The organism is Mesorhizobium sp., from assembly GCF_004962925.1.
GTDB lineage: Bacteria > Pseudomonadota > Alphaproteobacteria > Rhizobiales > Rhizobiaceae > Mesorhizobium.
The window spans coordinates 13,497-25,903 of sequence record NZ_SUEO01000029.1; the positions used below are offsets into that span (position 1 = coordinate 13,497).

Genomic DNA, 12,407 nt, shown 5'->3' on the forward strand with positions numbered 1-12,407 from the left:
GTGACGAATTTATAGACATAGTCAAAACGCTCGTCGTCACCGAGATAGAAGACGACGCGGCCATCCTTGGCGACGATCGATTCAGCACCTTCATGCTTGAAGCGGCCCATGGCGGTGCGCTTCTTCGGCGTCGATGTCGGATCGTTGACATCGACCTCGACGATCCAGCCAAAACGATTCGGCTCGTTCGGTTCCTTGCCGAGGTCGAAACGGTCGTAATGCGCCGCCCACTCATAGGCGCCTTCGGGAATGCCCAGGCGCTTGTAGTTGCCGGCTTCCGGATGATCGGCCGGCAGTTCGCCGGAGAAATAGCCGTGGATGTTTTCCTCGGCCATGACATAGGTGCCCCAGGGCGTAACGCCGCCGGCGCAGTTGTTGACGGTGCCGATGACCTTGGTGCCAGTTGGGTCGGCATTGGTCTTGACGCGGTCGTGGCCGGCGACGGGGCCTGACAGCGCGATCTCGGTGTTGGAGGTGATGCGGCGATTGAGCTTGCCGTCGCGCACCACCTGCCATTTGCCTGATACCTTGCGGATCTCGATGATGGTGCCGCCATGCGCGGCCATCTCGATATCGACCTGTTCCTTGCTCAGCGGCGCCTGCTTGGCCTTGCCCTCGACGATGGTGACGAGACCGGGGAACATCAGGTGCGGGTTGGTGTACTCGTGGTTGACCACCAGCAGGCCATGTTCGGCCGAGCCGTCGAGCGGGATGTAGCCGACATAGTCGTTGTTGTAGCCAAACTGCCTTTCCTGTGCCTGCGCCGACTGTTTAGTTGGATCGAATTCCGGCGAGTCGGCAAACAGCGGATCGCCCCAGCGCAGCAGCACGTCGGCGTCATAGCCCGGAGCGACATGATGCTTGTCGTCTACGCCTGCCTCGACCTCGTCGAAGGTGAAGGCCGAGCCGCCAGCAGCGCGGGCATCGTCGGCGAGGATCAGCGCGAGCGGGCTGACGGTGACGGCGATGGCGGTTGCCGCGAGCGATCCCTGCAGGAAACCGCGGCGCGAGAAACGCGCGGCGATGACCTCGCCCATCGTCTGGTTATCAGTGGGATTGGTTCCTGGCCCATCGTTTTCCTCGAGCAGACTGGTGCGGAACTGGGCGTCGGGGGAGCGATGTTCGGTCGAGCGATGTTCAGACGAGCGATGTTCAGTCATGGGGGCTTGCCTCTGGCTTCTTTGGGATGGCTGGAGCGTCTTGTTTGACTGACCGCGTATCGCCGGGAGATCACAGTTTGATGACGTTTCCGGCCAATTTCCAGCCCCGATTTCGTGTCCATGATCAGCCCCGCTTGACCGCGACCAACGCTTCGGAAACAAGATCTGCGGCAGGCACGGAAGCACCGCTTCGAGAGGGATAAAAAGTGAGTTTTTGGGGACTGGGGCAGCTCGGCACTTCGACGGTGATCTTCCTGCTGGCGGCGACGGCGGCGAAGCAATGGGGACTGGCGCCGAGCCTCGGCAAGATCGTTCTGACGCTGGCGCTCTATTCGCTGGGCAATCTGATCATGCTCAGGCTGATCCGTGAATTCGGCATGTCGGTGTCGTTCAGCCTGTCGGCGGTGATCCAGCTGGTGTCGGTGAACGTGGTGGCACTGGTCTTCTTCGGCGAGCGCGTCAATGCGTTGCAGGCAACCGGCATCGTGCTCGCCGTCGCAGCTGTGGCGTTGATCACACTTGGACCCTATCTGCAAAGGCTGTGATTGCGATTGGGTCGATGAAGAATACCACAAACAAGTTGCTCAACTGGGTCGAATTCCCGGTGCTGCTGGCCGGACTGGTCATCGCCGGCGGACTGTGGGGGTTCGAGGAGTTGATGGAGGTGGCGCGAGACACCACGCCACACGCCTTCGATACGGAAATCCTGCTCGCCTTCCGTGAAGCGGGCCAGCCCGACAATCCGATCGGACCGCCATGGCTGGAAGGGGCCATGCGCGACATCACCAGCCTCGGCAGCGCCAGTGTGCTCGTGCTGATCACGGCTGCGGTGATCGTCTATCTGCTGCTGATCCACAGGCCCGGACCAGCATTTCTCGTTTTCGTGGCGGTGGCGGGCGGGCAGGCCTTGTCGAGTACGCTGAAGCTTGGAATCGACCGGCCGCGCCCCGATCTGGTCTCGCATCTCGCCGACGTGGCGACGCTTTCGTTTCCGAGCGGCCATGCGATGCTGTCTGCGGTGACATATTTGACGCTGGGCAGCATGGCGTCGCGCTTCCTGCCTGGGCGAACGACCAAGATCTATGTGCTGGCACTTGCCGTGCTGACGACGCTGCTGGTCGGCATCAGCCGCGTCTATCTCGGTGTTCATTGGCCATCTGACGTGCTGGCCGGCTGGTGCGCCGGCTTCGCCTGGGCGATGCTGTGCTGGCTGGCCGCATGGGCGTTGCAGCGATGGCGCGGGCAGACCGACGCCTGAACGACGCTGCGGCTAATTCTCCTCGAAATTTTCCACGGCCGAGGGCCTGCTGTCCCAGTTGTCGCGCAGGCTCTGCAGGACACGACCGGTCTTGGTGCGTGCATGTCTGACATATGCATCATGATGCTTGAACCATCACAACGATAGTATTATGCATGGGGATGCAGACTCAGACGGGGGTTTTTAGCCGATGATCACTGCCGCGCAGATGCGCGCCGCAAGGGCGCTGGCCGGCATCGATCAGAAGACGCTCGCCGAGCGCGCCGGGGTTTCGCTTCCAACCATTCAGCGCATGGAAGCGAGCGGCGGCGTGGTCAGGGGCGTGGTCGACACGCTGATGAAGGTCATCCAGGCCCTCGATGAGGCCGGCGTGGAGCTGATCGGCGAGAATCAGGCCAGCGAACGCGGCGGCAGGGGCGTGCGCCTCAAGCCGGCCGTGCCGCAGAACCCGCCAGGCTGAGCCGACAAAGTCGCGACGGCGACCGCCGACAGTCCTGCCGACGATCTCGCCGCCTTGGTTTTTATGCATGTCGTTGCCCCACTTTTGGGCGGCATGCATCAGGAGCGGAAGGCAGTCCATGGATCGAACCCGACGGGCAATTCATCAACCGGCGCGGCCGACATTTTCCGAACTGTTCACACCGAAGCTGGTGACGGTGCTGCGCGAGGGCTACACGTCAGAGCATTTCAAGGCCGATGCCATCGCCGGACTGACCGTGGCCATCGTGGCGCTGCCGCTGTCGATGGCGATCGCGATCGCATCGGGCGTGACGCCGGAACGCGGGCTCTACACCTCCATCATCGGCGGCTTCCTCGTCTCGGCGCTCGGCGGCAGCCGCTTCCAGATCGGCGGGCCGGCCGGCGCCTTCATCGTGCTGGTGGCGGCAACGGTGGCGCGGGTCGGTGTCGACGGGTTGCTGCTGGCGACGATGATGGCCGGCGTCTTCCTGCTCGCCATCGGCTATCTCCGGCTCGGCACCTACATCAAGTTCATTCCCTATCCGGTGACCGTCGGTTTCACCGCCGGCATTGCCGTCATCATCTTCTCCGGCCAGATCGTCGAGCTGTTCGGGTTGAAGCTCGCCGGCAAAGAACCCGGGCCGTTGGTGCCGAAGCTGATGGCGATCGGCGAGGCGGCCGGCACGATCAATCTCGCGGCCACCTTCGTGGCCGCGCTGACCATCATCGCCATTGCCCTGATGAAGCGGTGGCGGCCGAAATGGCCCGCCATGCTGATCGCGATCGGTCTGGCATCGCTTGTCGTGGCGCTGTTTTCGCTGCCTGCCGAAACGATCGGCACGCGCTTCGGTGGCATCCCACGCAGCCTGCAAATGCCGGCCTTTCCGCCGATCAGCTTCGGCAGGATAATCGACGTCCTGCCGGACGCCATAGCTTTTGCGCTGCTCGGCGCGATCGAATCGCTGCTGTCGGCCGTCGTCGCCGACGGCATGACAGGAAGGCAGCACCGCTCCAATTGCGAACTCGTGGCGCAGGGCTTTGCCAACATCGCGTCCGCCCTGTTCGGCGGCATCTGCACCACCGGCACCATCGCCCGCACGGCGACCAATGTGCGGGCCGGCGCGCATGGACCGGTTTCGGGCATGATCCATTCGGCCCTCCTGCTTGCCCTGATGCTGGTGGCGGCGCCGCTGGCCAGCTACATCCCGCTTGCAGCACTTGCCGGCGTGCTGGCAGTGGTGTGCTGGAACATGTTCGAGAAGCAGGCCTTTGCCACACTGCTGCGTGCCTCGCGCGGCGACGCGCTGGTGCTGATGACGACCTTCCTGATTGTCATCTTCCGCGACCTCACCGAAGGCATCGTCGTCGGCTTCGCGCTGGGCTCGATCCTGTTCATCGACCGCATGGCCAAGAGCATTGCGGTTGAGCCGGACCAGAGGCTGGTGCTGGACGATGTCGCCGACAGAACCGGCGCCGCCAATGCATACGATTCCAGCGAAGCCAGCGATGCCGACACCGTCGTCTACCGGATTTCGGGCGCCTTCTTCTTCGGCGCCGCCTCGACGGTCGCCACGGTGCTGGACCGCATCGCCGACCAGCGCCAGAACTTCATCCTCGACTGCTCCGCAGTGCCGTTCTTCGATTCGACGGCAGCCAACGTCATCGAGGGCGCGGCCCACAAGGCGAGGCGCGCCGGCGTGCGCTTCATCATATCAGGCGCTTCGCCGCAGACACGGCGCATGCTGATCAACCACGGCGTCAAGCGCCCGCTGGTGACATATGCCGCCTCGATCAAGGATGCGCGGGCGCAGTTGAAGAATGCCGCGCCCGCATCGTGAAAGCCGACAAAAAGAACCGGCTCAGTCGAGCGTCAGCGCAACGACTTCGCCGTCGTTCATCAGCGGCACGAAAATCCTGCTGCCATCGGTGCCGATATCGGCACTGCCCGGATTGAAGGTCGCAACCTTCTCCGGTGTGCCATCAACCTTGTAGCGATAGAGCGTGCCTGTCATGTAGGAAGTGGCGTAGATCGTGTCGCCGACTGCAATGACGCCATCGAGATCGGCGAATTTTTGTGCGCCGGGCAGTTGCGAAATCGCCTTGGTGGCGAGATCGACCGCGAGCAGGCCACCCGGCTCTGCGGTGCTGAAATCCGGCTTGATGCCCTTGCCCCACGACGCGACTATCAGCCGGCCACCATCGGCGAGGATACCATTGGGCGACGCAAGTGCCGCATCCCTGAGGAACAGTTCCGGCCTGTCGCCGTCGATGCGGTAGATCGCGTCAGCCAGCATGTCGGTGACGTAGACTTTGCCGGAGGCATCAGTGGTCATGTCGTTGAGAAAGACGGTATTAGGCACATCGATGGTCGATACGAGCTTGCCGTTTTCGAGATCGACGACGCGGATTTTCGTCAGGTCGGCGACATATAGCTTGCCGCCGGATATGGCCATGCCCTTCGGCGCGTCCATGCCGTCGGTCCAATGCTGAGCAACCATCTTGCCGTCCAGGGACAGGATTGACAGATAGCCGTTGCCGTCAGCTTCGCCGGGGTTGCCGACGATATTGGAGACGATGATGCGCTTGCCGGCAGCGTCGAAGAACGCCGATTCCGGCTGTTCGAGGCCAGTGGCGCGCCAGATTTCGCCAGCCCGGGCCGCAGGCACGGTGGCGATTCCGATGATGGCGAGAAGTGTCGAGGTGATCAGGGTTTTCATGGCTGGTTCTCCTGTAGTGATGACGGAGAACTAGGGTTTTCGATACTTTTCGGGAAGGTCGATTGCATCCAGTATCGAAGATCGATACGAAATCACCCAAAAGAGGTGCATCGCATGAACAGCCTGATCTTCGAGGCGCTGAAGCGGACGCTCAAGGCGAAGGGCGTCACCTATCGCGTGCTTGCCGAGCGCATGGGCGTTTCCGAGCCGACGGTGAAGCGTATCTTCCATGAACGCAACTGCAAGCTGGACCGGCTGGTGGAGATTTGCGCCGCTGCCGGCATGGAACTGGAAAACGTGCTCGGCTCGATGAACAGGGGACCGGGGCCGGCCAACCACATCGCGCCGGAAATCGAGCGCAAGCTCGCCAGCCGGCCGGCGCTGCTGTTCATCTTCGTCATGCTCTCCGAGAAATTCACGCCGGAAGGCATCATGCGCTCACAAGGATTGAGCGAGGCCTCGATGTTCCTCTATCTGCGTGACCTCGAGGAGCTGGGCCTGGTCGCGCTTGGCCGCGGCCTGTCGGCCAGGTTGCTGGTCGAGACGCCGATCCAGTGGAATTTCGAAGGGCCGCTGCGGCCGCTGTTCGAGATGACCAATAAGAACTTCATCGGCTGGGCCATTACGCATCTGGAGCGCGAGGCGACATTCGTCAGCTTCTCCAGGCGAATGCGGCCGGAAACGGCGGAAATGCTGAGGCGTGAGGCGGAGGAACTGGCCGAGCGCGCCAAGCTGCTTGCCTACCACGACCAGCATACGACGCCCGAAGACGGGCTCGTCGGGTATAAGTGGACGTTCGCCTTCGGCGCGACGCCATTTCCGGCGATCATGCCGGTCGGGCCGCATCCGCGCGATGCCGGTGCGGGAGACCGGCCCGTCGCTCCTGCAAAGGGACGCCCTCCTTTGCCGGCCTGACACAGCCAATCATCCCGAGCAGGATTGCATCTGGCGGCTTGTCGCGCACCACTCCGGCGGCGCCGACTGCCACCATTTTTGGTGACCTGAACTGGGGAAGCCTCCGCCTGTCCTGCTTCAGTTTCCACCATGATCTTTTGTCCGGACCTTTTTGCTCTTTGCAGCCGCGCTTCAAAAATGAAACCACATTCATGGTAGAGTTCGCGCACTGATTTGCCAGTAGAGGGCGGGTTTGCCGAATGCGTGATACGTCCCCGTGAAATCGAAGTGATCCTATGCCGACCGCGCCAACACTTGAACTTCGCCGCTATTCGCGCCTAAAAAATTTGCGGGAGCGCGCAGAACGCCAGGGTGCTGCATTGCAGTTCTGGGCGCGTACGGCATCGCTCGCCGTCATCTCCTGCTTCTTTTCATCGATCAGCCGCTGGGATGCCTCGCTGCTCTTCGTGCTGGCGGGCCTCGTGCTGTTCCAGCTCGTCGGCCTGATCCAGTTTCTCTTTGCGCGCCGTCGCAACGCGCCATGGTGGATCGGTTACCTCGTGGGTACGCTGGACATCATTCTGTTGACCGTTCTGCTGGTAACGCCCAACCCGTTTTCGCTGGAAGTCGCGCCGGCCGCGATGCAACTGCGCGAGGGCAGCTTCAAATTCCTGCTGATTTTCGTATGTCTTGGCGCGCTGACCCTTTCGACACGATTGGCGCTCTATCTCGGCGCGCTCGCGGCCTTGACGTGGGCGATCGGGGTGGGATGGGTGATTTTTCATGCGGGAACCGTCATTCCGGCGACGAACCTCTATTCGCTGCCGATGACAGAGCGACTGAACCTCTATCTCAATCCCAATTTCGTCGATACATTCGCGCAGGCGACCAACGTGTTGGTTGTGCTGATTATCGGCGCGATCATGGCGCTGGTCGTCTCTCGTTCCCGACATCTGTCGGAAGACTATGTCAAGGCAGAGCGCGCCCGCGCCAATCTCGCCCGGCATTTTTCGCCCAATGTCGTCGACCAGCTCGCCACGGATGACGAGCCCTTCGGCCCGGTCCGCCGGCAGGATATCGCGGTGCTGTTCGCCGACATCGTCGGCTTCACACACTATTCCGAGGATCATCCGGCCGAAGCAGTGTTCGAACTTCTGCGTCAGTTCCACCGTCGCATGGAGCAGGTCGTTTTCGACCACCATGGCACAGTCGATAACTATATCGGCGATTGCATCATGGCGACATTCGGGGTTCCGCAAGCCAGCCATGACGACGCGACTCGGGCCATCCAATGCGCTGAAGCGATGATCGCCGCTCTCAAAGACTGGAATGTGCAGCGGGTGTCCAGGGGATACCCGCCGCTGGACGTTCGGATCGGTGCACAATATGGCGCAGTCGTCATCGGCGCGGTCGGCAGCGAGCGCAATCTGTCTTTCGCGGTGGTGGGCGACACCGTCAACGTCGCCAGCCGTTTGCAAGCGCTCTGCCGTGAGCTTCAGGCGAATATTTGCTTTGGGTCACGACTGATTGAAGCCGCGCAAGCGGAATCGCCCACGACACAGTTGAATGCGCGCGATCATGGACCGGTGAGCATCCGCGGCCGGGACGAACCGGTCCATGTTTGGGTCGAACACAGAGCCGAAAACCGGGGCGCTGTTGCGGTCTCGGCGTGATATAGGCCGCCATGTGAAACGCCTTCACCTCGGCCGGATAGCGGCCGCGCCATAGGGGTGTGTCCTGACCCAGGCCGAAAGCCATCACGTGCCTGAGGTGATTGCTCCAGCCTTCGCGGCTGCGGCGTCTGTGCCTGCCTTGTCCTCCCAGGTCACCGCCCGGTAGTCGAAGCCATACTCCAGCGTGGGCTTGACGATGCGGAAGAAGGGCGACAGGTCGAAGTCGCGCGGCGTGTAGAGCGAATGGTGGCGGATGTGCAGGATTTCCTTGCGCGAATAGTTCGACTGGGCCGAGGCACGGCCGGGTGCCCGGGTGATCTCGGGCAAGATGGGATAGCGGATCTGGCCATAGGCCTCGGCGATCAGCGAGGAGCAGATGGCTCGCGTCGGGTCGCCGGAGCCGAACGCCAGCATGCGGCGGCGCCAGCGCACCGGCACCGGCGCCGTCGGCAAGAAATAACGCAGCATGTCGAAGATGTTCTTGAGATCGTATCTGAGGCCGAGCTTGCCGATCATGAAGGCAACGACCTTGTCGCGATCTTCCGGCGCCAGACCGCTCGCCCGGCAGATGCGCGTATTGTAGGTGCGGTAGCGCGACAGCGGCACGGCGATGCAGCCATCGCCAAGCGTGACCTCGATCAGGCGGCGCCGCTCCGATCCGTCCGCAGGTTCGGGCAAGGCATCGCCGACATAGAAGGCTGCATGCGACCAGGTCGACTGGGTCAGGTATTTGATCGCCGCCGAGATCTTCTGGTTGCCCTCGATGAGCAGGATGTCGCCGGGCTCGAGCGTTCGGCGCAGCGTTTCGGCATCGGACGGCGTGTAGGGCTCGTAGCCGGACGATTCCTCCTGCAACCGGCCGGCAAGCCAGCGGCCAAGTCGGTCCAGAAGCGTGTCCCCGGTCTCGATCATGCCAGACGGCGATTACCACAGCCAGGCGGCCTAGACCATGATCCCGAACCGGAGGACTGCGTCAGCCGACGGTGCCGGCGCGCTGGCGTCTTCGCGCGTCGCGGCCAGATCGTCGCGCGCCTTGCGTGCGAGTTTCCTTGTCGAGCGCCTGGGGCTGTCGCCGAACAGATCGGCTGCCGCGGCGAGACAGGTCTTCTTCAGGTTTTTCTCGGAGCGCTTCAACAGCTTCCCAAGGAGCCGCGTTTCCTGCGGAGAGCCGAGCGGCCGGTCGTCGGCATCGAGAAGTCCACGCATGACGAACACATCATGCAATTCGCCCAGCCTTTCGCCCAGTTCGTCGACGGCCTTGCGCCGGGCCTTGATCGGCATCGGCCACAGCCTGCCGAGCAGCGACAGGTGCATGCCATGGGTCTTCGCCGCCTTGCGCAGATCGTGGAAATCGTCGGCCTCACCGCGCGAGCCCGCCTTGTCCAGCGCCTTTCTGGCTCGACGCAGAGTGATGCGAGCGCCTTCGGCAAGCACATCGGCGGCCTGTTCGGGCTGGTCGGGCAAGGCAAGGCTGTCGGTCCGTTCGATACCTTGCTCGCAAGCGGCAATCGCAGCAGATATCGCAGCGTCGAGGCTGGCTCCACCATGCAATTCGTGCTGGCGCGTGACGAGCGTCTCGCGAACGGCATCGAGACCGCCGCCGGCGCTTTGCTCGGGAAAGGCAGCAGCCAGCCGGTCGATTGTTTCAACCAGCGCGGTCGCCTCGCGCGGACCGGCAAGCAGGGCTGCAACGTCGCGGTAACACTGATTCTCGGTCACGCAGAATGTTTCGTCTCCGGAACGGACCAGGCGCAGCAAGGCACGAACGTTCTTCAGCCGCTTACGGCATTTGTGCAGCCCCTGTTCCGGCCTGTCGCGCGCCGTGTCCAGATGGACCAGTGCCTTGCCGATCTCCTCGGCGAGGATGCGCCTAACCTCGCCGGTCAATGGCAGGCGCGGATTGATGCGATAGCTCATGCGGCGATCTCCGGAATCCCCTCGAGGGCGAGCGACGCGTTATAGAACCTCTGCTCGCCGGTGACTTCACGGCCGAGCCAGTCTGGCAGCATTTCGTCCGGCACGTCCTCAGGCGTCTCGAGCTCGGCGACCACCAGACCGCTAAGCATCCCGCCGAAGACATCGACTTCATAGAGATAGCCGCGGTGCCTAACATGGTGGCGTGTCTTCTCGATGACATGTCCGATCGCGAAGGCCTGCATCTCCTGCGCCTCGGCCAGAGCGATCGGATATTCGAATTCGTCGCGTTCGCGGGTCTTGCTGCCGAATTTGAGCGTCAGCTTTGCCGAGGCGCCGTCGCTGATGCGTACGCGCACCGAGCGGCCGGGTGCGGCGGCGAGATAGAACTGGCGAATGCGGATGTCCGCTTCGACCAGATCCCGCCACTCATTGCCGGAGACCAGGAACTTGCGCTCGATTTCCTTGACCATGGCTTCGCACTAAAGCGCGTGCGGCTAGAGATGGCAAGGTGGGGATGGGCTGGGGTTGACTTTAATCATTCGATTGATTAAATCGCTTGTCATGAGCAAATCGACAAACGCCAAAACTCCGCGGCGCGAAGCGTCTCCCGCCGACATGACGCGCACGGCACTTGTCCGCGCGGCGCTGAAGCTGTTCGGACGCCAGGGTTTCGACGGTACGTCGACGCGCGAGATCGCGGCCGAGGCCAAGGCCAATATCGGCTCGATCGCGTATCATTTCGGCGGCAAGGAAGGGCTTCGCAACGCTGCGGCCGACTACATCGTCGACACCATCCAGACCATTGCCGGCCAGGCGATCGGCAATCTGCAAGCGCCCGCGGCGGCAATGGCCGATCCCGAGGCAGCGCGGGCACATTTATTCACCGCACTGGAGCGGATGGTGGCTTTCATCGCGGCAAGGCCGGAAGCCGGCGAGATCGTGCAGTTCGTGTTGCGTGAGCTGTCTCATCCAACCGCCGCGCTCGACCGTATCTATGACGGCGTGTTCGAACCCGCGCATCGCCGGCTCTGCCTGATCTGGGAACAGGCGACGGGCGAGCCGGCCGAGAGTGAGGCTACCCGACTCACCGTGTTCACGCTGATCGGCCAGGTCGTCTATTTCCGCATCGGCCGCGAAGCGGTGATGCGCCGCATGGGCTGGCGCACGATCGGCGATGCCGAGGCCGCCAAGATCGCGACGGCGGTGACGGATAACCTTGGCGCCATATTGGCCGCCCGGAAGGATCCTAGATCATGAGTTTCCTCTGCTCTCTGCCGCTCGCCGCCCAGCTTTTCAGCGCCTGCGCACCGGCCGCACCACTCGCCGTCGGCTATGTCGAGGGCGACTATGTGCTGCTCGCGCCGATCGAGGTGGCGCAGGTCGAGACGATTTCGGTCAAACGCGGCGACCGGGTCGCGCCGGGCACGCCGGTGGTGACGCTGGAAAACGCCGATGCGAAAATCGCCGTCGCGCAAGCCGAGGCGGCGCTTGCCCAAGCCCAGGCGCAACTCGCCGACCTGCAGGTCGGCAAGCGTCCGGAAGAGATTGAGGTGCTCAAGGCGCAGGTCGACATGGCCAGGGCGCAAGCCGCCGACGCCAAACGCAGATACACCCGTGCCAGCGATTTGTTCAGACGCGGCACCGGCACGCAGGCCGATTTCGACACCGCCTCGGCCACGCTGGAGACGGCCAATGCGCAGGTCGGCCAGGCGGAAGCCAATCTCGCCGTTGGCGGCCTGCCGGCACGGCCCGAGACGATCAAGGCCGCCGACAATCAGGTCAGGCAGGCGCAATCGGCGCTGGAGCAAGCGCGATGGCGGCTGTCGAAGCGCGTCCTGGCGGCTCCGTCGCCCGGCCGCGTCAACGATGTAATCCGCAATCCGGGCGACACGGCCGGCCCGACCTCGCCTGTCATTTCGATGCTGCCGGATGGCGCGGTGAAGCTCAGCGTCTATGTGCCGGAAAGTGCGTTCTCGTCGGTGAAAGTCGGTACGCTGCTTAATGTCCATTGCGACGGCTGCGGGCCGGACGTGAAGGCTCGCGTCAGGTACGTGTCGCCGGACCCGGAATTCACGCCACCGGTGATCTACTCACTCGAGACCCGGCAGAAGCTGGTCTACCTGGTCGAGGCGCGGCCCGAGGGCGACGCCGGCGCGCTGCAGCCGGGACAGATCGTCGATGTCGATCTGGCGGACATCGGCAAATGAACGTCATCGACGTCCATGGCCTGGTCAAGCGCTTCGGCGACAAGACCGTCGTCGACCATGTGACGATGACGGTCGCCGAAGGCGAGATCGTCGGCTTCCTCGGCCCGAACGGCTCGGGCAAG

Annotated in this window: 13 protein-coding genes and 1 pseudogene; 9 read left to right on the plus strand and 5 right to left on the minus strand. The window is 63.1% G+C overall.

The window, feature by feature from the left end:
- Nucleotides 1–1,160: PhoX family phosphatase (locus tag E5W87_RS09160; protein WP_292396307.1), on the minus strand; the 1,160-nt coding region annotated here is incomplete at its 3' end.
- Nucleotides 1,161–1,366: 206 nt separating this feature from the next.
- Here E5W87_RS09160 and E5W87_RS09165 point away from each other — a divergent pair.
- From E5W87_RS09165 to E5W87_RS09180, 4 genes are all read left to right on the plus strand, one after another.
- Complete coding sequence (locus tag E5W87_RS09165) at nt 1,367–1,705, plus strand: hypothetical protein (RefSeq protein ID WP_292396250.1); 339 nt, start codon at nt 1,367–1,369, stop codon at nt 1,703–1,705.
- Nucleotides 1,706–1,719: 14 nt separating this feature from the next.
- Nucleotides 1,720–2,418 carry a phosphatase PAP2 family protein gene (locus E5W87_RS09170; protein ID WP_292396253.1) on the plus strand — a complete coding sequence of 233 codons (699 nt, stop codon included), beginning with the start codon at nt 1,720–1,722 and terminating at the stop codon, nt 2,416–2,418.
- Nucleotides 2,419–2,608: 190 nt separating this feature from the next.
- Complete coding sequence (locus tag E5W87_RS09175; RefSeq protein ID WP_292396256.1) at nt 2,609–2,878, plus strand: helix-turn-helix domain-containing protein; 270 nt, start codon at nt 2,609–2,611, stop codon at nt 2,876–2,878.
- A 118-nt stretch (nt 2,879–2,996) separates the two neighbouring features.
- Complete coding sequence (locus tag E5W87_RS09180) at nt 2,997–4,715, plus strand: SulP family inorganic anion transporter (RefSeq protein WP_292396259.1); 1,719 nt, start codon at nt 2,997–2,999, stop codon at nt 4,713–4,715.
- A 21-nt stretch (nt 4,716–4,736) separates the two neighbouring features.
- Here E5W87_RS09180 and E5W87_RS09185 read toward each other — a convergent pair whose 3' ends face one another.
- Nucleotides 4,737–5,594: an ATP/GTP-binding protein gene (locus tag E5W87_RS09185; protein WP_292396262.1), complete on the minus strand. Its 858-nt coding sequence runs from the start codon at nt 5,592–5,594 to the stop codon at nt 4,737–4,739.
- A gap of 114 nt (nt 5,595–5,708) precedes the next feature.
- Here E5W87_RS09185 and E5W87_RS09190 point away from each other — a divergent pair, with 114 nt between their 5' ends.
- Both E5W87_RS09190 and E5W87_RS09195 read left to right on the plus strand, forming a co-directional pair.
- The gene (locus E5W87_RS09190) at nt 5,709–6,509 is read left to right on the plus strand and encodes a helix-turn-helix transcriptional regulator (RefSeq protein ID WP_292396265.1); all 801 of its coding nucleotides are present in this window, start codon (nt 5,709–5,711) and stop codon (nt 6,507–6,509) included.
- A 275-nt stretch (nt 6,510–6,784) separates the two neighbouring features.
- Nucleotides 6,785–8,161: an adenylate/guanylate cyclase domain-containing protein gene (locus tag E5W87_RS09195; protein WP_292396268.1), complete on the plus strand. Its 1,377-nt coding sequence runs from the start codon at nt 6,785–6,787 to the stop codon at nt 8,159–8,161.
- An 84-nt stretch (nt 8,162–8,245) separates the two neighbouring features.
- Here E5W87_RS09195 and E5W87_RS09200 read toward each other — a convergent pair whose 3' ends face one another.
- The 3 genes from E5W87_RS09200 to E5W87_RS09210 are packed head-to-tail and all read right to left on the minus strand — an operon-like array spanning nt 8,246 to nt 10,548.
- A complete protein-coding gene (locus E5W87_RS09200) occupies nt 8,246–9,073 on the minus strand; it encodes a lipo-like protein (protein WP_292396271.1) in 828 nt (275 codons plus the stop codon).
- A gap of 30 nt (nt 9,074–9,103) precedes the next feature.
- Nucleotides 9,104–10,078 carry a CHAD domain-containing protein gene (locus E5W87_RS09205; protein WP_292396274.1) on the minus strand — a complete coding sequence of 325 codons (975 nt, stop codon included), beginning with the start codon at nt 10,076–10,078 and terminating at the stop codon, nt 9,104–9,106.
- Complete coding sequence (locus tag E5W87_RS09210) at nt 10,075–10,548, minus strand: CYTH domain-containing protein (RefSeq protein WP_292396276.1); 474 nt, start codon at nt 10,546–10,548, stop codon at nt 10,075–10,077. The genes E5W87_RS09205 and E5W87_RS09210 overlap by 4 nt, the downstream gene beginning before the upstream one ends.
- A gap of 91 nt (nt 10,549–10,639) precedes the next feature.
- On the opposite strand from E5W87_RS09210, the gene E5W87_RS09215 reads away from it, so the two are divergent.
- The 3 genes and pseudogenes from E5W87_RS09215 to E5W87_RS09225 all read left to right on the plus strand — a co-directional run.
- A complete protein-coding gene (locus E5W87_RS09215; protein WP_292396277.1) occupies nt 10,640–11,335 on the plus strand; it encodes a DUF1956 domain-containing protein in 696 nt (231 codons plus the stop codon).
- Complete coding sequence (locus tag E5W87_RS09220) at nt 11,332–12,285, plus strand: HlyD family efflux transporter periplasmic adaptor subunit (RefSeq protein WP_292396279.1); 954 nt, start codon at nt 11,332–11,334, stop codon at nt 12,283–12,285. The genes E5W87_RS09215 and E5W87_RS09220 overlap by 4 nt, the downstream gene beginning before the upstream one ends.
- A pseudogene (locus tag E5W87_RS09225) lies at nt 12,282–12,407 on the plus strand (ABC transporter ATP-binding protein); the annotation flags it as partial. The gene E5W87_RS09220 and the pseudogene E5W87_RS09225, both read left to right, overlap by 4 nt.